Annotated in this window: 18 protein-coding genes and 1 tRNA gene; 9 read left to right on the plus strand and 10 right to left on the minus strand. The window is 69.0% G+C overall.

The genetic code is table 11. The features are described from left to right. Positions 1-54: 54 nt before the first annotated feature. Positions 55-1,494, minus strand: a complete 1,440-nt coding sequence (locus QM721_RS04430; RefSeq protein ID WP_415119379.1) for a uracil-xanthine permease family protein — start codon at positions 1,492-1,494, stop codon at positions 55-57. Between the two features lie 121 nt (positions 1,495-1,615). Continuing rightward, positions 1,616-3,160, minus strand: coding sequence for a dolichyl-phosphate-mannose--protein mannosyltransferase (locus tag QM721_RS04435; protein ID WP_415120110.1), 1,545 nt, complete (start codon positions 3,158-3,160; stop codon positions 1,616-1,618). Positions 3,161-3,374: 214 nt separating this feature from the next. On the opposite strand from QM721_RS04435, the gene rsmI reads away from it, so the two are divergent. The 3 genes from rsmI to rsmA are packed head-to-tail and all read left to right on the plus strand — an operon-like array spanning position 3,375 to position 5,906. Continuing rightward, the gene (rsmI, locus tag QM721_RS04440) at positions 3,375-4,214 is read left to right on the plus strand and encodes a 16S rRNA (cytidine(1402)-2'-O)-methyltransferase (RefSeq protein WP_415119381.1); all 840 of its coding nucleotides are present in this window, start codon (positions 3,375-3,377) and stop codon (positions 4,212-4,214) included. Further along, complete coding sequence (locus QM721_RS04445; protein ID WP_415119383.1) at positions 4,211-5,071, plus strand: TatD family hydrolase; 861 nt, start codon at positions 4,211-4,213, stop codon at positions 5,069-5,071. The genes rsmI and QM721_RS04445 overlap by 4 nt, the downstream gene beginning before the upstream one ends. After that, positions 5,064-5,906, plus strand: coding sequence for a 16S rRNA (adenine(1518)-N(6)/adenine(1519)-N(6))-dimethyltransferase RsmA (gene rsmA, locus QM721_RS04450; RefSeq protein ID WP_415119385.1), 843 nt, complete (start codon positions 5,064-5,066; stop codon positions 5,904-5,906). The genes QM721_RS04445 and rsmA overlap by 8 nt, the downstream gene beginning before the upstream one ends. Before the next feature lie 26 nt (positions 5,907-5,932). On the opposite strand, the gene QM721_RS04455 is transcribed toward rsmA, so the two are convergent. After that, positions 5,933-6,376, minus strand: a complete 444-nt coding sequence (locus QM721_RS04455; protein ID WP_415119387.1) for a hypothetical protein — start codon at positions 6,374-6,376, stop codon at positions 5,933-5,935. A 151-nt stretch (positions 6,377-6,527) separates the two neighbouring features. Here QM721_RS04455 and QM721_RS04460 point away from each other — a divergent pair, with 151 nt between their 5' ends. Then, positions 6,528-7,460, plus strand: coding sequence for a 4-(cytidine 5'-diphospho)-2-C-methyl-D-erythritol kinase (locus tag QM721_RS04460; protein ID WP_415119389.1), 933 nt, complete (start codon positions 6,528-6,530; stop codon positions 7,458-7,460). Positions 7,461-7,466: 6 nt separating this feature from the next. Here the strand turns inward: QM721_RS04460 and QM721_RS04465 are convergent, their stop codons facing one another. Then, positions 7,467-8,636: an MFS transporter gene (locus QM721_RS04465; RefSeq protein WP_415119391.1), complete on the minus strand. Its 1,170-nt coding sequence runs from the start codon at positions 8,634-8,636 to the stop codon at positions 7,467-7,469. A gap of 51 nt (positions 8,637-8,687) precedes the next feature. Beyond that, the gene (locus QM721_RS04470; RefSeq protein WP_415120112.1) at positions 8,688-9,335 is read right to left on the minus strand and encodes a TetR/AcrR family transcriptional regulator; all 648 of its coding nucleotides are present in this window, start codon (positions 9,333-9,335) and stop codon (positions 8,688-8,690) included. A gap of 139 nt (positions 9,336-9,474) precedes the next feature. Between QM721_RS04470 and QM721_RS04475 the strand changes: the two genes are divergently transcribed. Beyond that, a tRNA-Gln gene (locus QM721_RS04475) sits at positions 9,475-9,553 on the plus strand. Positions 9,554-9,695: 142 nt separating this feature from the next. Here the strand turns inward: QM721_RS04475 and QM721_RS04480 are convergent. Continuing rightward, complete coding sequence (locus QM721_RS04480) at positions 9,696-10,166, minus strand: hypothetical protein (protein WP_415119393.1); 471 nt, start codon at positions 10,164-10,166, stop codon at positions 9,696-9,698. A 104-nt stretch (positions 10,167-10,270) separates the two neighbouring features. After that, entirely contained in the window at positions 10,271-11,617 is a 1,347-nt protein-coding gene (locus tag QM721_RS04485; protein WP_415119395.1) for a DUF222 domain-containing protein, read from the minus strand. Positions 11,618-11,851: 234 nt separating this feature from the next. On the opposite strand from QM721_RS04485, the gene QM721_RS04490 reads away from it, so the two are divergent. The 4 genes from QM721_RS04490 to QM721_RS04505 all read left to right on the plus strand — a co-directional run bounded on the left by QM721_RS04490 (position 11,852) and on the right by QM721_RS04505 (position 16,083). After that, positions 11,852-12,313: a MarR family winged helix-turn-helix transcriptional regulator gene (locus QM721_RS04490; protein WP_415119397.1), complete on the plus strand. Its 462-nt coding sequence runs from the start codon at positions 11,852-11,854 to the stop codon at positions 12,311-12,313. Positions 12,314-12,318: 5 nt separating this feature from the next. Next, positions 12,319-13,521, plus strand: coding sequence for an MFS transporter (locus QM721_RS04495; RefSeq protein WP_415119399.1), 1,203 nt, complete (start codon positions 12,319-12,321; stop codon positions 13,519-13,521). Positions 13,522-13,642: 121 nt separating this feature from the next. Beyond that, on the plus strand, positions 13,643-15,112 hold the full coding sequence (gene glmU / locus QM721_RS04500; protein WP_415119401.1) for a bifunctional UDP-N-acetylglucosamine diphosphorylase/glucosamine-1-phosphate N-acetyltransferase GlmU: 1,470 nt from the start codon (positions 13,643-13,645) through the stop codon (positions 15,110-15,112). Further along, positions 15,109-16,083, plus strand: coding sequence for a ribose-phosphate diphosphokinase (locus QM721_RS04505; protein ID WP_415119403.1), 975 nt, complete (start codon positions 15,109-15,111; stop codon positions 16,081-16,083). The genes glmU and QM721_RS04505 overlap by 4 nt, the downstream gene beginning before the upstream one ends. A 311-nt stretch (positions 16,084-16,394) precedes the next feature. Here the strand turns inward: QM721_RS04505 and pth are convergent, their stop codons facing one another. From pth to QM721_RS04520, 3 genes are all read right to left on the minus strand, one after another. Then, positions 16,395-16,994: an aminoacyl-tRNA hydrolase gene (gene pth, locus QM721_RS04510; protein WP_415119405.1), complete on the minus strand. Its 600-nt coding sequence runs from the start codon at positions 16,992-16,994 to the stop codon at positions 16,395-16,397. 9 nt (positions 16,995-17,003) lie between these two features. Continuing rightward, complete coding sequence (locus QM721_RS04515) at positions 17,004-17,633, minus strand: 50S ribosomal protein L25/general stress protein Ctc (protein ID WP_415119407.1); 630 nt, start codon at positions 17,631-17,633, stop codon at positions 17,004-17,006. A gap of 198 nt (positions 17,634-17,831) precedes the next feature. Then, positions 17,832-19,589, minus strand: coding sequence for a response regulator transcription factor (locus QM721_RS04520; protein WP_415119409.1), 1,758 nt, complete (start codon positions 19,587-19,589; stop codon positions 17,832-17,834). Positions 19,590-20,201: the final 612 nt, after the last annotated feature.

The following is a 20,201-nucleotide window of genomic DNA, read 5'->3' on the forward strand; positions in this document are numbered from 1 at the left end:
GCTGAGCTGAGCTGAGCTGAGCTGAGCTGAGCTGGGCTGCTCAGCGCTCAGTGTTCAGTGCTGGGACGGTTCGTCGTCGCGCCACGCCCCTGGCTCGTCGACGATCAGCACCGCCCCGCCGGCGGCGTCACGCAACTCCCTGGGCGCCAGGGCTGCGCCCAGGTGGTAGAGGCCGACCGTGACGATGGTGCCCAGCGCGATTCCGCCCAGCACGAACTGGGGGCTCAACTGCAGCGACACGTTGCCGACGCCGATGATGATGCCCGCCGAGACCGGCACCAGGTTGACCGGGTTGCCGAAGTCGACCCCGTTCTCTTTCCAGATCTTGGCGCCGAGCAGCCCGATCATGCCGTAAAGAACCACCGTGATCCCGCCCAGCACGCCACCTGGGGTGGCCGACACGATCGCCCCGAATTTGGGCGAGAACCCGAACAGGATCGCCACCACGGAGGCCACCACGTAGGCGGCCGTGGAATACACCCGAGTCGCTGCCATCACGCCGATGTTCTCGGCATAGGTGGTGGTCGGGCCCGCCCCCACCGCAGTGGCGATCACCGACCCGATGCCGTCGGCAGCGATCGCCCGGCCCATGTCGCGGTCGAGGTTGGCCCCGGTCATCTCGGCCACCGCCTTCACGTGCCCAGTGTTCTCGGCGATCAGCGCGATCACCACCGGCAGCGCGATCAGGGTGAACGCGAGGTTGAATTGCGGAGCGTGAATGCCCACCACGTTGGTTGCCGCGTTGAACTGCCAGCCGGCCAGGTCGGTCAGCGGCGGAAAGCCGACCCAGGGGGCGGCGTCCACCCCCGACCAGTCGACGCGCAGGTGCGTGGTGGCCGTACCGGCGGACGGGCTGTAGGCGGTGATCGGGCCCGTCGCCAGGTCGGCCAGCCAGCTCACCAGGTAACCGATCAGCAGCGACAAGAAGATCGCGATGCGTCCGATGAAGCCCCGCACGCCCACGCTCAGCACCACCACGACGAGCATCACGAACAGGGCGATCCACTGGTCCTGTGGCCAGTAGGTGCCGGCCACCACCGGTGCCAGATTGAAGCCGATCAGCATCACCACCGCGCCGGTGACCACCGGCGGCAGCGCCCGGTGAATCACCCGCGAGCCGGCGAAGTGAATGACGATGCCCACGATGAACAGCAGCACGCCGACCCAGAGCATGGCGCCGGTGAGGTCGGCCGGGTTGCCGCCGGCCCCGTAGATCGCGGTGGCCACGCCCACGAACGAGGCGGACGACCCGAGGTAGCTCGGCACCCGGCCGCGCACCACCAGTAGAAAGATCAGCGTGGCGATGCCCGACATCATCACCGCGAGTTGCGGATTGAGCCCCATCAGCAGCGGGAAGACGAAGGTGGCGCCGAACATCGCCACCACGTGCTGCGCTCCCAGCCCCACGGTCTTGCCCCACGACAACCTCTCGTGCGGTGCCACCACCTCACCGGCTTTGAGCCTTCCGTCACCGTGCAACGTCCACAGGGCCATGGCGATCCTCTCGGGCTTGGGTCTTCTGCACCCTAAGCGCCCGCTGTGGTGATCGTGCGGGGTACGAATCTTATGAGACCCGACCGATTTGCCCACCGCGCTGGTTTGCCTGTCGCGCTGGCTAGATCCAGGATCTCAGCCACATGCGCGACAACCACTGCGAGTACGGCAGCAATTCGTCGGTGAGCACGGGGTAGATGTAGGCGAAGTTGAGCGCCACCAGTGCCACCGCGACGCCCACGATGACCGCGCCGCGTGGGCGTCCGGGACTGTTCGCCGGCCCCAGAATCAGGCCCATCAGCATGGCCAGCCCGATCACGGTGAACGGCACGATGGTGATGGCGTAGAAGAAGAACAGCGGCCGGTCGGTGTAGTTGAACCAGGGCAGGTAGGTGGCCATGGCGCCGAGCACCGGCACGCCGAAGCGCCAGTCACGGCCGCCGATCCACCACACCGCGCAGACCACCAGGGCGATCGCGGCCATCCACCACAGCACCGGGGTGCCCATGGCCGAGATCACCCGAATGCAGTTCTCGGGGCCGACGCAGCCGTCGGTGCCCGGCTTGATGTCGTTGACTGCGTCGAAGCCGGTCGGACGTACCATGGCCAGCCAGCCCGCCGGGTGTGCATCGTAGGGGTGGGTGGCGTTGTTGATGTAGCTGCCGGTGTGAAAGGCGTAGATCTCTTGGTGGAAGTACAGCAGTGAGGCCAAGCCCTCGCCGAAGGCCTTCACCCACGGGTGGTCGGGGTTCTTCAGCCCCCAGTCGCGGTCATAGCCGCCGGTGCCGAGCAGCCACGGGATCCAGGTCGATAGGTACACCGCCGCGGCCACCACGACCAGGCGGACGAACGCCGGAATGCCGTCGACCAGCACCGCGAGCCAGGAGCGCCAGTTGGCGCCCGCCAGCTTGCGGGCCCCGACGTCCCACAGCACGCCGAGCACGCCGAAGGTCGCCAGTACGAACACCGAGTTCCACTTGCAGGCCAGCGCGGCGCCGAACATCACCCCGGCGGCGAGGCGCCACGGACGCAGCCAGACGACCGGCCCGAACTCGCCGTGAAAGTCGTGCAGCCCGCGCTGCTCCAGCGCCGCGGCGAGCCGGTTGCGATACCAGTCGCGGTCGGCCACGCAGCAGGCAACCGCCGCGACGATGAAGAACGACTGAAAGATGTCGAGCAGGGCAGTGCGGCTCATCACGAAGGCCAACCCGTCCAGGGTCAGCAGCAGGCCCGCGAGGCCGCCGATCAGGGTGGAGCGCGACAACCGTCGGGCCAGCCGAATCGTGGCGAACACCAGCAGCGACCCGAACACGCAGGCCATGAACCGCCAGCCGAACGCGTTCATGCCGAACCAGTGCTCACCCAGCGCGATCAGCCACTTGCCCAGCGGCGGATGCACGACGAACTCGGCCGTCGTCGAGTACACGTTCGGGTTGCCGGCCACCACCGAGGCGTTGGCGTCGTCGGGCCAGTTGCGCTCGTAACCGAACATCAGCAGCGACCAGGCGTCCTTGGCGTAGTACGTCTCGTCGAAGACCAGATTCTTGGGGTAGCCGAGGTTCTGAATGCGAATCAGAAACGCCAGCAGGGTGATGCCCAGGGTGACGGCCCACCCGGCGGCGGTGTCGGTGAGCCGGCCGTGGCGCAGGCGCTCGATCGTGGTCAGGTCGTCACGGGCGGCCGGGGGCTGCCAGCCGCCGCCGCTCTGCGGCGTCACCAGACCCTGCGGTGGGGCTTCGGCGGCGGTGACCGGCTCTTCGGCGAGCTCGACTGCGGACGCCTGGTTGGTTTCGGTCACCCAGCCATCCTAACGATGCGTGAGTAGCCCGGTTCACGCGCCTGCGGCGAGGGTTGCGCGGTCGATGTGGAACAGTAGCGGCATGACGCAGAACGGGGTGCTGGTGCTGGCCGGCACGCCCATCGGCCACGCCGATGACGCTTCGCCGGCACTGCTGCGGGCGCTCGCCGGGGCCGACGTGGTCGCGGCCGAAGACACCCGGCGGTTTCGCGACCTGTGCCGTCGGCTGGGCATCTCGCCCACGGCATCGGTGGTGTCGTTCTTCGACGGCAACGAGGGCGCCAGGGTGGCGCCGCTGCTGGAACACCTGCTGGCCGGACGGAGGGTCGTCGTGGTCACGGACGCCGGCATGCCGGCCGTCTCGGATCCCGGCTACCGGCTGGTCGCCGCGGCCGCCCAGGCGGGGGTGCGGGTGACGGCGGTGCCGGGGCCGTCTGCGGTGCTGACCGCTCTGGCCGTCTCAGGCCTGCCGACCGACCGGTTCTGCTTTGAAGGCTTTCTACCGCGAAAGAGCGGCGAACGCCGGGCCCGGCTGGCCGGATTGGCGACCGAGTCGCGCACCATGGTGTTCTTCGAGGCCCCGCACCGGCTGGCGGCGTTTCTGGCCGACGCCGAGGCTGCCCTGGGTGCCGAGCGGCGGGCCGTGGTCTGCCGCGAGTTGACCAAGACCTACGAAGAGGTGCTGCGTGGCACGCTGGCCGAACTGCGGCAGTGGGCGGGCGGCGAGGTGCGCGGCGAACTCACCGTGGTGATCGAAGGCGCGCAGGTTTCGGGTGATCGGCAGGCTGCCTTGGCGGTGGCGCTGGCGGCGGTGGAGTCGGGGGAGCGGTTGTCGCAGGCGGTGGCCGAGGCGGCTGCGCTGCATGGGGTGTCGCGGCGGGCGCTCTACGACGCGGCCCTGAAGAGCCGGAGTGAGCGTTGAGTCGCGAGTTGCCCGAGGCGCCGCCGCCGCTGCCCGCGCCGACCACGGACGCCCACACCCACCTGCTCAGCACCCAGGACTTCTCGGGGCTGCCGGTGCCCGAGGCGATCGCGCGGGCCCGGGCGGTCGGCGTGCATCGCCTGGTCGAGGTCGGCTGCGACGTGCCCAGCTCGCGGGCCGCGGTCGAGATCGCCCGGGCGCACAGCGCTGTGATCGCCTGCGTGGCGTTGCACCCCAACGACGCTGCGCGAGCGGGCGCCGACCTGCCCAACCAGCTCGACGCGATCGCCGCACTGGTCCGGGCCGGGGGCGTGCGGGGCATCGGCGAAACCGGGCTCGACTACTACCGAACCCGCGATGACCAAGGAAAACGCTTGCAGCGGCAGTCGTTCGCGGCCCACCTGGCGCTGGCCGCCGAGCACGACCTGGCGGTGGTGATCCACGACCGCGACGCGCACGCCGACGTTCTCGATGTGCTCGACACCGAAGGGGTGCCGCGGCGGTTCATGATGCACTGCTTCTCGGGCGACGCGGACTTCGCCCGGCAGTGTCTCGACCGGGGCGCTTGGCTGTCGTTCCCGGGCACGGTCACGTTCAAGCCCAATCACGCGCTGCGCGAGGCGTTCGACCTGACCCCCGACGACCGGCTGCTGGTCGAGACCGACGCCCCCTACTTGACTCCGGTGCCGTTGCGGGGACGGCCGAACGCGTCGTACCTGCTGCCGCTGACGGTCCGGTTCTTGGCCGAGCGGCGCGGCGCCGACCTGGCCGGCTTCTGCCGGCTGCTGGACGCCAACGCGTCCGCCCTGTTCGGCGATTGGGGCGCCTGCGGCGATGGGGGTCGCGGCGATGGCTGAGGGCCTGCTCGACCCGCGAACCATTCGCGAACTGGCCGCCGAACTCGACCTGCGGCCGTCGAAACAGCGCGGGCAGAACTTCGTGCACGACGCCAACACGGTGCGGCGCATCGTCGCCGCCGCCGAGTTGCGGCCCGACGATGTGGCGCTTGAGATCGGCCCCGGCCTCGGCTCGCTCACTCTGGGCCTGCTCGAGCAACTGGCCTGGGTGCACGCCATCGAGATCGACGACCGGCTGGCCGGACGGCTGCCGCGCACGGTGGCCGAACGGCTGCCCGCGGCGCTCGACCGGTTGACCGTCACCGAGGCGGACGCGTTGAGCGTCACGGCGCTGCCGGCCCCGCAGCCAACGGCGGTGGTCGCCAACTTGCCCTACAACGTGAGCGTGCCGGTGCTGCTGCACGTGCTGGCCACGTTTCCCGGTGTCGCCAAGGGGCTGGTGATGGTGCAATCCGAGGTGGCCGACCGTTTGGTGGCCGGCCCGGGTTCGAAGGTGTATGGGGTGCCGTCGGTGAAGCTCGCCTGGTATTGCAGTGCTCGACGGGCCGGGTCGGTGCCGCCGTCGGTGTTCTGGCCGGTGCCCAACGTCGACTCGGGCCTGGTGGCGCTGCAACGCCGCGACCCGCCCGACACCACCGCCACCCGGCAGCAGGTGTTCGCGCTGATCGACGCCGCCTTCGCCCAGCGCCGCAAGATGCTGCGCTCGGCCCTGGCCGGGATCTATGGCTCGTCGGCGCAGGCCTCGTCGGCACTCGAGGCGGCCGGCATCGAGCCCACCGCCCGCGGCGAGGTGCTCGACGTGCACGACTTCGCCAGGCTGGCGGCCGTCGCGTGATCTGAGCCCTGGCTCGCGCGGGATCGTCAGTCGAACCGGACCAGGGGCTGTGCATAGGCCTCGATGCGAACGAATCGGTAGCCGGCCGCCTTCGCCGCCTCTTCGTCCTCGCGGCACGTGGTGAGAAAATTATCGCCACGACCGGCATGCCAGTACAGACGCAGCGCCCACAGTCCGGTGGTGGCCGGTTGGGGTGTTGGCCACACGTACCCTTCGATCCGAACGAATCGGTAGCCGGCGGCCAGGGCACTCTGCTCGCCGATGGTCGTCGCGGTGGTGAAGTTGTCCTTGCGCTGCTCGCTGTAGAACAGCTTGAGCGGCACCAGACCGGGCCCCGGCTTGTCCTCTGCCGATGCGCGTTGTCTGGCCAACTGGTAGTTCGCGGCCTTGGCGGAGTCCTTGCCCTGCGTGCTGGCTGTGGTGAAGTTGTCCTCACGTGAGGGGCTCCAGAAAACCTCCAGGTATGACATTGCATCTCCTTGCTGGGGCAAATCTAGCGACGGTGCGAACCCGTTGCCGTGGGCAATTGTGCCCAGCCACAGCGACTCTGCGGGGCCGCAGTTTCGGTCGGCCACGTTGTTCGGGTGTCATCGACTCCAGCCATCGGATAGCCTCGCGAACGTGGCGACGCCCCTTGCCCCCGAGCCGGACTGGATCCGGGTTCGGGCCTCAGGAAAGATCAACCTGGCACTCCGGGTCGGTGCCGTGCGCCCAACCGGCTACCACCCGCTGGCCACGGTCTTTCAGTCGGTGTCGCTGTTCGACGAGATCGCCGTGCGGTGGAGCGAGCCTGGCCGGTTCAGCGTCACCGTCGTGGGCGAGCAGGCCGATCAGGTTCCCTGCGACGATCGCAATCTGGCGGTTCGGGCGGCGCGGCTGCTGGCCGAGCACTACGGGCCCAATCGGCTTGGCGCCGAGATCGTGGTTCGCAAGACCATTCCCGTGGCCGGTGGCATGGCCGGCGGATCGGCCGACGCGGCGGGCACGCTGTTGGCCTGCTCGGTGCTGTGGGATCTCGACACCACTCCCGACGACCTGCGGACGTTCGGCGCAATGCTCGGTGCCGACGTGCCGTTTCAGTTGATGGGCGGCACTGCTTTGGGCACCGGACGCGGTGACGAACTGATGCCGGTGCTGAGCCGGGGCACCTACCACTGGGTGCTGGCGCTGAGCGAGGACGAGTTGCCGACGCCTGCGGTGTTCCGGCGGTTCGACGAGCTGAACCCCGACGCGCCGGCCGAGCTGCCGTTGCCCACCGGGGTGCTGAACGCTCTGGTCGCCGGCGACGCCGCGGCCCTGGGTGCCGCACTGGTCAACGACCTGCAACCCGCCGCTGCCGCGATGCGTCCGGGCCTGGTGCGCATTCTCCAGACCGGCACCGAGTTGGGTGCACTGGGCGCGATCGTCTCGGGCGCCGGGCCCACCTGCGCCTTTCTGGCCGCCAACGAGGCAGCCGCGGTCGACCTGTCGGTTCAGTTGTCGAGCCAGGGACTGTGCCGCGCGGTCCGGCGGGTGATGGGCCCGGTGCCCGGCGCACGGTTGATCACGGCCTGAGCAAGCTCAGGCCGTGATCTTCTGCGGACGTTCGTCGGCCGGCATCACCGAGGCCAGAAAGGGCAGCGCCGCCAACAGCACCGCCGGCACGAACATGGCACGCTGCAAGCCCAGGTGGCCGGCCAGAAAGCCGATCACGGCCGGACCGCACAGAAAGGTGGCGTAGCCGAAGGTGACCACCACGGCCAGCCCGCGGCCACCGGCGGCGTGACCCGCCACCGCATACACCTGAGGTGCGATCATGCCGATGCCGAAGCCCACCAGGCCCCAGCCGATCAGCAGCATCGGCAGCGGCGTGGCGAGTGCCGTGATCATGTAGCCCAGGGCCGAACAGGCACCGCCGAACCGCACCACTGCCCGCCGTCCGAAGCGTGCCACCAGGGCATCGCCGAGCAGCCGGATGGCAACCATGAAGCCGGCCACCACGGTGACCGCCAGCGAGCCCTGGGCCGCGGGAATGCCCGCCACCTCGGTGACGTGCAGGCCCGACCAGTCCATCGCCGTGCCCTCGCCCAGGCCGAATGCGATCGCCATCAGGCCGAGCAGATAGGCCCAGCGCGGTATCGGGGTCTTCACCCCAGACTCGTCGGCGTGGCTGACCGCCGCCGTCTCGGGGGTGAATCGTAGCGCCACGATGCCCGCCGCCACTCCGACGACGGTGGCCAGCAGCGCCGCGGCCTGCACCGCCACGGCCGGCATGGCCAGGGCGGCGATGAACACCAGGCCGGCACCGGCGAAGTTGCCCACCGACCACATGCCGTGAAAGAAGCTCATGATCGGCTTCGGCCGGGAGGCCTCGACCTGCACCCCGATCGCGTTCATTGCCACGTCGATGGCGCCGTTGCCGAGGCCCAGGAGCAGAGCGGCGATGAACAGCGCCAGGTAACCGCCGGCGAAACCGGCCAGCAACAAGCCGCCCGTCAGCAGTGGCAAAGAGGCCAGCGCCACACGGCGGGCGCCGAACCGATCGCCCAGCCGTCCGCCGACCTGCATGGCGGTGATCGCTGCGACTCCGGCGGCCACCAGCATGATCGCGATGCCTGAGGCGTCCAGGCCCAAGCGTTCGCGCAGTGCCGCCAGCGAGGCCGCCCAGGTGCCGATGACCAGCCCGTTGTAGGCGAACAGGTTGACCACGGCGGGCGCGGACGTGGGTGCGGAAGGTGCAGGCGCAGGCATGACGGCGACTCTATCGAGCAGCAGTGGGAAGGTTTCGGCGGGGCGTCGCGATCAGGCGGAGGCGTGGGGTTCGGTCACCAGCGCGACCGGCCGGCGCCGGGCCAGCTTGGGATTGACCTCGAGGTGGCGCATGCCGTTCCAGGCCAGATTGACCACGTGCGCGGCCACCACCTGCTTGTCGAGCGGCTCGGAATCGCGGTTGGCCAGCCACCACTGGCCGGTCAGCGCCACCAGGCCGACCAGCATCTGGGCGTACATGGGTGCCAGGGCGGGGTCGAACGAGCGGTTGGCGAACTCGGCGGCCAGCAGGTCTTCGGCGCGGCTGGCGATGTCGGTCAGGATGGTCGCGAACGAACCCTCGGGCGAGGTGGCCGAGGATCCGCGCGAAATGATGGCGAAGCCGTCCGGGCAAGCGTCGATGTAGTCGAGCAGGGCCAGTGTGCCGAGTTCGATCAGTCGCCGCGCACCCACCTTGGGGGTGGTCAGTGCGGCCCGGATCGCGGTCTGCAGGTTGCGCACCTCGCGATCGACGACCACCGCATAGAGGCCTTCTTTGCCGCCGAAGTGTTCATAGACCACCGGTTTGCTGACCTCGGCGTGGGCTGCGATCTCTTCCACCGAAGTGGCGTCGACCCCGCGCTCGGCGAACAGGGAACGGGCGACGTCGATCAATTGTTCCCGCCGCTCGGACCGGGTCATCCGCACGCGCACGCGTCGGGCACGTCCGGCCGGAGCGGCCAAAGGGTTCGCCATCGGACCAGTCTCTCCCGCCCGGGGTCGGCGCGCCAAACGCGTCGGGGTGCGGAGTGTGCTCAGGCATCGTAGAGTTGGTGGACGATCCCCGGTTGGTCTTCCGGCAGGGCCCGCCTGACTTTGAATCAGGATTAGCGCAGTAGGTTCGACTCCTACCCGGGGAGCTTGGCCGCAGCAATGCGGATCTGACAAGCCGGAACGCCCGCCTCGCGAACCCGAGAGGCGGGCGTTCCGGGCGTCTGCGCACGCGTCCCGCCCACAAGCGGCGAATAGAGACGCGAAGGGCCTGCCGGCGGCTTCCGCAGATCAGATCCGCTCCGCTTTCACGGTCGTCGTGGTGCCCATCAGGCTCACCTCATAACCGAGCACGCCGCCGGCGTAGCTGAATGCCTTGGTCTTCGAGGTGGATGCCAGCAGTGCGTTGTCGGTCTTCTTGCGGTCCCGTTTGGAAGTCCACGCGTAGGTGTCTTCGGTGGTCTGCGGAGCCGTGAAGGTGCCGACCCAGTAGACCGACTTGGTGTCGCCGCCATCCGAGACCCAGTGAATTTCGATGGTGTGCGCCTTGATGGTGATCGCCTGCCAGGCGTCCTCGGTGTTGGAGTTGGTCTGCTTACACTTACCCGTCAGGTTGAGCGGCTGCGGCTTTGCTGTCGGTGCAGGCGAGTCGGTTCCGGCCGGAGCCGCCGATACGGATGGGACTGGTGTCGCGGCCGGTGAGGAGCACCCGGCGAGGGCAACCAGTGCGGCGCTGGCAACAGTGATGGCAAGGGGCTTCATCGGTCGAACTCCTTGAGGTGGGGTGTCCTGTGAGACTACAGACCGAACCGCGACCACAGCGAGAGGCCCTCGATAGTGCAGCCCCGTGATTTGTCGCCCGCTCATCACTGGCGTCTGACCATGAAGCGGGCGTGAATGCGGGGCTTCTGACGGGGGTCGACCCGGCGGGGCGGGGTGATCTCGGGCACGCTGTTCGACCCGAGCCGGATCGTCCAACGGTCGGATGCCGGGTCTCGGCTGGGTTCGACGATGTTGTGGTGGTGCGGGCAGAGCAGGAACAGGTTGGTCAAGGCAGTGGGCCCGCCGACCCACCAGGGAATGCCGTGGTGCGCGTGGCAGGCCTGCGGTGCCTTGTCGCAGCCGGGGAACATGCAGCCGCCGTCACGAATCTCGAGTGCTGCCCTGATCGCCGGGGTGACGAGCCGTCGGGTGCGGCCAACGTCCAAAACCTCCGAACTGCCGCCCAAGACCGCCGGCAGCAGGTCCGCATCGCACAATAGTTGACGCACTGTGCTGGGGCTGACGGGCTCACCGGTGCCGACGATGCGGCCGAACGGGTCAACCAGCCCGGCATCGTTCGCGGCCTTGAGCAACGTGTCGTACGACAGGGTGATCACGGCGCGTGGTCGGTCGCCGCCATGATTGGGTGCTACTGCTTGGCGTTGGTGGTGCTCGACCAGAGCGAGCAGTCCATCGGCCCGGCGCTGCCCCGGGCTCGGCATGGGGCAGCGCGGGTCGGCCGCTTCGAAGGCTCGCTTCTGTGCTGCCGCGTAGGCGTCGACGATGCGGATCAGCGGCTCGGCGTCAGCGACCGGTAGCGAACCCCGCACGAGAATCGAGCCGTGCCCGTTGTTGCGGAACGCCAGGTACCGATCGCGGGTCGCCTGCCGCCGTTCCCGCTCCAACCGCTCGGCTTCGAGCTCGTCGGCGGTCTCGGGGCAGACGACTTCCAGCAGATGGGTGGCCAGCCGCCCCAGTTCGGCCGCGTTGTGGGTGTCGGCGAACCCGACCATCAACTCTTGGGCCCGGACGACGGTGGCGCCGTCGAGCTCGCTGGGCAGCTTCGCCAGCACCTGGCTGATCGCGTCGGCCTGACCAGGCAACACCCTGCCCGTGCCCGCCGCGTGTGCCACGACCGGGAAGCGGGCCAGCTCCATGCCGGAACGAATCAGCCGGGCCGCTTCGCGTGGGGTGAGGTTCTCGGCCTCGGCCAGCCAGGTCGTGGTGGAGTTCTTCCGCTCGCGCCACGCCACCTCGCCGGTCTCGATCTGGGCTGCCAACAGCTTCTGCCAGGCCGACAGCTTGGCCCCGACCCTGATCGCCACCTGCAGCAGCTCTAGCAGGTCGGCGTCGGAGTGCAGCCGGACCCGGTCGTCGCCCAAGGCGTCCAGGGCGCCATCGACGATCGCCAGCAAGTGGCGATCATCGTGATGCTCGTACTGCGTCTCCATGCCCTCAACCTACGAACCGCCACTGACACTTTTTGATTCGCCACTGACCACCATCGCACCTTGTGGAAAACCAAAAATACTTTCCACAATCGAACAGGTTCACTTGACCGGCTGGCGCTTGATTTTCGCCGCCCGCAGCCCAGCCCCGATGGCGGCTCCCACGGCGCTCGCATCTCGGCGTCACGCCATGCGAAGCGGTCATCGCGGCCACCGCCCGAGGGGTTGAATTAATGCATGCCTATGTTATATACCTACGTCATGCACACCTCCTCCGCGCCGGAAGATCTGGTCCGCGCGGCCGGCGGGCTCTCGCGTTGGGCCAGCTCGCACGCCGAGCTGGGGGCGCCGCCGGCCACTCTGCGGCTGCTGGTGATGGTGGAGGAGCATGGCCCGATTCGCGTTGGCGACCTGGCCGAGGCCGACCACACCAGCCAGCCCGCCGTCACCCGCCAGGTCGGACGGCTGCACTCCCTCGGTTGGGTCGACCGTACCCACGACCCGGACGACGCCCGCGCCTGCCTGGTCGTGATCACGGAGCCCGGACGCCGCGCCCTGGTTCGCGCCAGGCGGGCTCGCGGCGAGGTGATGAACCGCTTGCTGGCCGATGCGGGCATCGCCGAGCATCGCGTGCGCGAGGCCGCCGATCTACTCCACCAGCTACTCACCGCCGCACGAACCGCGGCAGACAAGGTCTGAACTCGATGCTTCGTCAACCCCGCACCGTCTGGTCGGTCGCATTCGCCTGCGTGATCTCGTTCATGGGCATCGGCCTGGTCGACCCGATTCTCAAGCCGATCGCGGACGAACTCGGCGCCGGCCCGTCCGAGGTGTCACTGCTGTTCACCAGCTATATGGCCGTGATGGGCGTCGCGATGCTCGGCACCGGCTGGGTGAGCAGCCGGATCGGCGCCAAGTGGACGCTGGCCGCCGGTCTCGTCCTGATCATCACCGGGTCGGCGCTGGCGGGAATGCAGGACGGCGTGGCCGGCATCGTCGCGTTCCGTGCCCTGTGGGGCCTGGGCAACGCGCTGTTCATCGCGACCGCACTGGCCACCATCGTCAAGGCGGCGTCCGGATCGGTCGCCCAGGCGATCATCCTCTACGAGGCGGCGCTCGGGGTCGGCATCGCGGCCGGACCGCTGCTGGGCGGTTGGCTGGGCTCGATCTCGTGGCGACTGCCGTTCTTCGGCGTTGCGGTGCTGATGGCGATTGCCCTGGTGGCCACCCTGATCACTCTTCCCAACGAGCGTGAGCAGCGGCGGCCCACCCCGTTGTCGGCGCCGCTCAAGGCGTTGCGCGACCCCGGCCTGCTGACCGTTGGCATCACCGCGCTGCTGTACAACTTCGGCTTCTTCACCCTGCTGGCTTTCACCCCCTTCGCGCTCGAGATGGGTGCGCAGCAGATCGGCCTGATCTTCTTCGGCTGGGGCGCACTGCTGGCCCTGGCGTCGGTGTTCGTGGCCCCCTGGGTGCAGCGCCAAATCGGCACCTTCGCCGGCATCGTGTCGGCACTGAGTTGCTTCGCCATGGTGCTCGTGGTGATGGGCGCCTTCGTCGACAACCGCGCCGTCCTGGCGGTGGGGGTGGTGATCGCCGGCGCCTTCCTGGGGGTCAACAACACGCTGATCACCGAGGCCGTGATGAAGGTCTCCGACGCCGAGCGCGGCACAGCGTCGGCCGCCTACAGCTTCGTCCGGTTCACCGGCGGCGCGATCGCGCCGTGGCTGGCCGGCGTGCTGGGCGAGTACGCCCTCGACCTGCCGTTCTGGGTGGGTGCGGGGGCGGTGCTGGCCGGCGTCGCCGTGCTGTTCACTGCACGGCAGCGGCTGCGCGCGCTCGACGGTGAGGTCGAGCCGGTCGGATCGGTCACCGAGGCCGAGGCGGTCACCTTCGGCGACGCCTGATCACGCCCGAACGGGGTCTGGCACGCGTCACGCTGGACGGCGGGGGGCGTTAGGCTGAGGCCCGTAGTCTCGGCCGACGGTGTTCGGCGAGAGTTCGTGGCCTTCGACCCTTGGAGATTTCGTGTCCACTACCGACCACCCGCGGGTCGCGGCGGTCGTCATCATGGCTGCCGGTGCCGGCACCCGGATGAAGTCGTCCACCGCGAAGGTGCTGCACCACCTGGCCGGACGATCGATGCTCAGCTACGCGGTCGACGCCGCCAGCGCGCTCGACCCCGATCATCTGGTCGTGGTGGTCGGCCACCAGCGCGAGCAGGTCGAGGAGCACCTGGCCGAGGTCGCCCCTCAGGTGGTCACCGCCGTGCAGCACGAGTTGCGCGGCACGGGTGACGCCGTGCGTTCGGGCCTGGCCGGGCTGGGTGAACTGACCGGCGATGTGGTGGTGACCAGCGGTGACGTTCCGCTGCTCACCGGCGATACCCTGCGCGCTCTGGTCGAGGCGCATCGCGGCGAAGGCAACGCGGTCACCGTGCTCACCACGATCGCCCCCGACCCCACCGGCTACGGACGTATCGTGCGCGACGGCGGCGAGGTCGTCCGTATCGTCGAGCAGCGCGACGCCACCGAGGCCGAGCAGGCGATCAGTGAGATCAACGCCGGCATCTACGTGTTCGACGGGGCGGTGCTGGGCTCGGGGCTGGCCGAACTCAGCGACGACAACGCTCAGGGCGAGTTCTACCTCACCGACGTGATCGGCTTCGCCCGCGGGCTCGGGCGCCGGGTCGGCGCCACGGTGCTCACCGACTCGGTGCAGGCGCAAGGTGTGAACGACCGGATTCAGTTGTCGGCGCTGAGCGCCGAGCTCAATCGGCGCATTCTGCGGCGGTGGATGGCGCAGGGCGTCACGATCGTCGACCCGGGCAGCACCTGGGTGCACGATTCGGTCGACCTGGCCCCCGACGTCACGCTGCTGCCCGGCACCTCGCTCGAAGGGGCGACGTCGGTTGCCAGCGGTGCCGTGATCGGCCCCGACACCACCCTGGTCGACGTCGAGGTGGACGAGGGCGCCCACGTCGTCCGCAGCCACGCCACCCTCGCGGTGATCGGGCCAGGCGCCGAGGTCGGGCCGTTCGCGTATCTGCGCCCGGGCACCAATCTGGGGGCCAAGGGCAAGATCGGCGCCTTCGTCGAAACCAAGAACGCCACCATCGGGCAGGGAGCCAAGGTGCCACACCTCACCTACTGCGGCGACGCAACCGTCGGTGCCGGGGCCAACATCGGCGCCGGCACGATCTTTGCCAACTACGACGGTGTCACCAAGTCGCACACCACCGTCGGAGCGGCCAGTTTCATCGGCAGCGACTCGGTGCTGGTGGCTCCGGTCGAGGTCGCCGACGGTGCCTACGTGGCGGCCGGCTCGACGATCACCGCCCCGGTTGGCCCCGGCGAGCTGGCCGTCGCGCGCGGCCAGCAACGCAACATTGCGGGTTGGGTGGCCCGTAAACGTGACGGCACCAAGACCGCGGCTGCCGCCGAGGCTGCCCTGCGCGGCAGCAAACCCCAGACGAACGAGAACGAGGACGGCCGATGAGCGGCATCAAGCGGCCGACCGAGAAGCACCTGATGCTGTGCACCGGTCGGGCATTCCCCGAACTGGCCGAAGAGGTCGCCGACCTGCTCGGTGTCGATCTGGTGCCCACCAGGCAGGTCACCTACGCCAACTCCGAAATCTACGTGCGTTTCGAAGAGTCGGTGCGCGGCGCGGACGCCTTCGTGATTCAGAGCCACCCGGCACCGGTGAACGAGTGGCTGATGGAGCAGTTGATCATGATCGACGCGCTCAAGCGCGCCTCGGCCAAGCGCATCACCGTGGTGTCGCCGTTCTACCCCTACGGTCGCCAAGACAAGAAGCACGCCGGCCGGGAGCCGATCTCGGCCCGGCTGATCGCCGACCTGTACAAGACCGCCGGCGCCGACCGGCTGATGAGCGTCGACCTGCACGCCTCGCAGATCCAGGGCTTCTTCGACGGCCCGGTCGACCACCTGTTCAGCATTCCGGTGCTGGCCGACTACGTGGCCAACAACTACCCGCTCCACAACATGACCGTCGTCTCGCCCGACGCCGGCCGGGTCAAGCTTGCCGATCACTGGTCCGACCGACTGGGCCTTCCGCTGGCCATCATTCACAAGCGCCGGGACCCCAATAAGGCCAACGAGGTGGCCGTCGGCGAGGTGGTCGGTGACGTGAGGGGCCGGGTCTGCCTGCTGGTCGACGACATGATCGACACCGCCGGCACCATCTGCCAGGCCGCCGCCGCGCTGCGCGACCACGGCGCTGCCACGGTGATCGCCGCGGCCACCCACCCGATTCTCTCCGGGCCGGCGGCGCAACGGCTCAACGCGTCCGCGTTCGAAGAGGTGATCGTCACCAACACGCTGCCGACTCGTGACGACCTGGTGATTCCCAAGCTCACCACGCTGTCGATCGCGCCGCTGCTGGCCCAGGCGATTCAGGAGGTCTTCGTCGACGGTTCGGTGACCTCGCTGTTCGGCGTCGAGTAGCCGGTCACCCTCACCCAGCACGACGCCGCTGCGACGGGGTGCCCAAACGGGTGCCCAAATGAGTGGGTAGAGGCGTGATCCCGGTCTTGATCGCGGGTGTGCAGGCACCAGAGTTGATCGGGCAACCAACGGTTGCAACCAGGTGCACCGAGCGCTCGGACCTGAACCGACCGCCCCCCGAGGCCGGTCGTTGAGGACCTCCCGCCTCAAGTCCGGTGCAGGAGGTACACCAGGGGGTCGGACGTGCCCCAACGTCCGGCCCCCGCCACCTGGGGCTGCCGAGTGACAGGCCTCCCGAGGTGGCGAACTGCTTAGCTGTTGAAGCGGTTCTGCGCCGCCTCGAGCCCCTGCCCGATCAGCGCTTCGATGGCGTCCGCGCTGCGGTCGATCTCAAGTGCCAGTTGCTCCCGCGCTGCGGCGGGAAAATTCGTCAGCACGAAGTCGGACGGCGCCTGCCGCCCCGGCGGACGTCCGATGCCGAACCGCACCCGGTAGAAGTCGCCGGTGCCCAGCGCCGACCGGATCGATTTCAGGCCGTTGTGCCCGTTGTCGCCGCCGCCGAGCTTGAGCCGCAGCCGCTCGAAGTCGAGGTCGAGTTCGTCGTGCACCACGACCACCTCGGACGGTTCGACGCCGTAGTACCCGCACGCCTTGCGCACCGCCGCACCCGAGTCGTTCATGAATGTGCGGGGCTTGACCAGCACGACTCGTTGGGCTTCGGCACCGACTCGGCCCATGCCCAGCGGGGTGAGCCGGGTTTCGGCCACGTCGGCCCGCATGCCGCGGGGGGCGCTGAACCCCGTTCCCGCGCGGCGGGCCAGTTCGTCGACCACCATGAAGCCGGCGTTGTGCCGGTGAGACGCGTAGGTCGGGCCCGGATTTCCGAGCCCGACCACCAGCCATGCAGCCACCGGTGCTGCTTACTCGCTCTCGGCCTCGGCAGGCGCGGCGGCGGCCTCTTCGTCGCCGCCGGCTGCGGCGTCGAGCTCGGCGTCGATCTGCTCTTGGGTCTTGGCCGCGGTGATGCTGAGCATCAGGTCGTCCGGCTCGCCGGGGAACACCGCACCCTCGGGCAGCTTCAGGTCTTTGGCGGCGACCGCATCGCCGATCTCGAGGCCAGTGACGTCGATCTCGATGGCGGCCGGAATGTTGGTGGCCTCGGCCTCGATGGTGATGGTCTGCTGATCCATCACGATCACCCGGTCAGCCTTGTCGTCGGCGCCGATCACGTGCAGCGGCACCTCGACGGTGACCTTTTCGCCGCGCTTCACGATCACCAGGTCGACGTGCTCGACCGTGCCCCGCACGGGGTTGCGCTGCACCTGCTTGGGCAGTGCCAACTGGGGCGACGTGCCGTCGATGCTGATCGACAGCAGGGCGTTGGCGGCCCGCAGGGCGAGCAGGGTGTCGTGGCCGGGCAGCGACACGTGCACCGGGTCGGTGCCGTGGCCGTACAGCACGGCCGGAACCAGTCCGTCGCGGCGGGCGCGGCGGGCGGCGCCCTTGCCGAACTCGGTGCGGGCTACTGCAGAAATCTTCACTTCAGCCATGTGTGGCTCTTTCTCCTCTACCTCGTCTGCAACTCAAGAATCTCGAACGAGGGAGGGCACGCGCATCGCGCACACCTTGTCGATCACGGGCCCGGGGCCCCTCGCCGAGGCAACCCCACTAATCTACCGTCACCCGCGCCGGTAGGGAAATTCCGGACGGCCATTCGGGTCGCGGCGCGCAGCGCGTTCGGCGCTGCTTCACGACTGGCCACGCGAGGACAGGTGCCCCGACAACCTGGCCCGGCGAACCAATTCTTCACGGTTGGTGGCATCGAATTTGAGCCGAAGGGTCACGATCTGCTTGCGCACCGTGCTGACCGTGACGTGCAAGACGCGGGCGATCTCTGGCACCGAGCGTGGCCCGGCCAGCAGGGGCAGCAGTTCGCGCTCGCGCGCCGTCAGCATGACGGCCACGCCGCCGGTGGGGGAGCGGCCGTCCAGATGCTGCACCCGGGCCCGAAGTTCGGGGTCGCACAGAATGCAGCCCGGGTCGCAGTCGAGGTCGTCGTGCACCTGGAGCAACCGCCGGCGAGCGAACTCGGGAAGGGCTGCGACCCCGATCAGCGAGTGTGTCTGGGTGCAGCGGTCCACCGCGATGCGCACTCGTTTGCGCACCAGGTCGGCCGGCGTGGTGCGCATCAGGGCCAGCGCGGCAGCGCGCGAGGCTTCGAGTGAGGCCCGTTCGCCCGGCCAGGTCTCTGCTTCGTACAGGCCCTGTTCGGAATAGTGCAGGGCATCGTCCAGCCGGCTGGCCCAGAGTGCGGAGCGGGCCAGTGGCACCCAGTTGCGCGGCGGGTCGATGCGTCCGGCCTGGCTGAGCGCTGCCGTCGAGGCGCCCAATTCGCTCAGCAACAGCACGCGCACCCGGCGCAGGGCGAACCGGCCCAGTGGCTCGTGCTGCTCGGTGGAGTAGGCCGAGTTGTGTGCCACCTCGGTGTCCAACTGCGCCAGGCCGACCTCGGGGTCGCCCCACAGCGACACGCGCACGCCCTGCAGGTAGAGCCGCACCGACCAGAGCCGCTCGCCCAGTGCGGGGCGCCAGTCGGCCAGCTCGCGATCGGCCGCCGCGTGGTCGAGCAGGCGCAGGGCGGCGGCCAGCCGGGCCAGCCGGGCGGCGGTGGAGGTTCCGCTCGCCGTGGGCGCCGACTGGGCGGCCGACGGTTCGGCGCCGTGGTGAAAGGTGCCGAACAGTTCCAGCGACAGCAGCCGGACGGCCTCGATGTCGTCGACCGCGCGCGGCGGCGCAGTGCCGTGCATCAGCATTCCCCGGGTCACCTCGGAGGCCGCCGTGCCGGGGCTGCCGGAGGCCAGCGCCAACTGTGCCGAACGGGAGGCGAACAGGGTGGCCACCGCGGGGCTCGGCGGCTGTCCGGCCCGCCGACGCTCAGCGATGAAGTGATCGATCTCGTCTCGGGTCGACAAGGCGTCGGTCAGCCCCCGGCCGGGCGCAGCGGTCTCCAGTTGACCGGCGAGATAGCTGATCCCGGCCAGCACGGCGGCGTCGGTGTCGTCGTGGTTGCGCCAGTGCAGGTGCACGGTCACCGCGTCGTTGGCGACGATTCGGCGCACCGCCTCGGGGTCGACCTTGCCGTCGGGCTGGGTCGCCTCGGCCATCGCCCGAGCCAGGGTGAGGATCGGGCAACTGAACCGACCCTCCTCGTCGATCGTGCGGTAGGCCTCGATGGCGTCGGGGTGGTCAGCGAGGTTCTCGTACTGAAACCACTCCAGCCACAACTGCTGCAACCGCTGCCAGTCGTGGCCGGTCACTGCTTCCCGGGCGTGCGAGTCGGGTGGAGTTCCGATCGCAACGACATCACGAACCGGGGGAGCCGCAGCCGGGCTCACCAGGTCGTCCGCCTGTAGACCACGGCGTTCTTCGATAGCTCCGTCCCCTTCGTCCCCGTAGCTGTCGCGCATCTGACCCGCACGGAGGTCGCCGGCTACCTCTTGTGCCATTTTTCAACAGGACTCCGCCGCCTGCCTAGCCCACGGGCCGGCGCGCCCCTGCAATGCGCAAATTCTACGGCATGGGTAGAGACTGTGTGGAAGCTGCCAGCGGTCTCAACCAGACGTTGAGCGTTGCCGGCGACCGGTTGCGGCGTGTGCGAGAGGCTCGACAGTCCACTGTCGCAGGGGGATTGCCGCGCTGTGGAGGGTGAAACGCGGGTGCTCGTGACCGCCCTCGCGCCTTGGTCATACCTGGTGGTTAATGTCAAGGACCAACGCTGGTTTGTTGAGGTACTCACAGGTCTTCTAAGGTTGCCCTGGCCGCGGCTTCGCAACACGGGTCAGAGCGGCGGCTGGTGTTACATGGGAGGGCACCCTGATCGACCCTGCGTGAACAGGATCACTCATGTGGCACACCCCCGGGGCCCATCGCCCGCGTGAACTTCGCCGACGCCGCGCGCTCAGCCTGCTGCTGAGCTTCGTGATGGCCGCGAGCTTTCTGGCCTATGGTGCGCCTGGATCGACCCCCGCGCAGGCATTCGAGATACCCACCGCGACTTGGTCTTCCAACACGACCACTGGCATCGGCACCGTCGAGACCCCATCGAAGGTCGTGGTGAC

The sequence above is a fragment of the Micropruina sp. genome (genome assembly GCF_047602085.1).
GTDB lineage: Bacteria > Actinomycetota > Actinomycetes > Propionibacteriales > Propionibacteriaceae > Micropruina.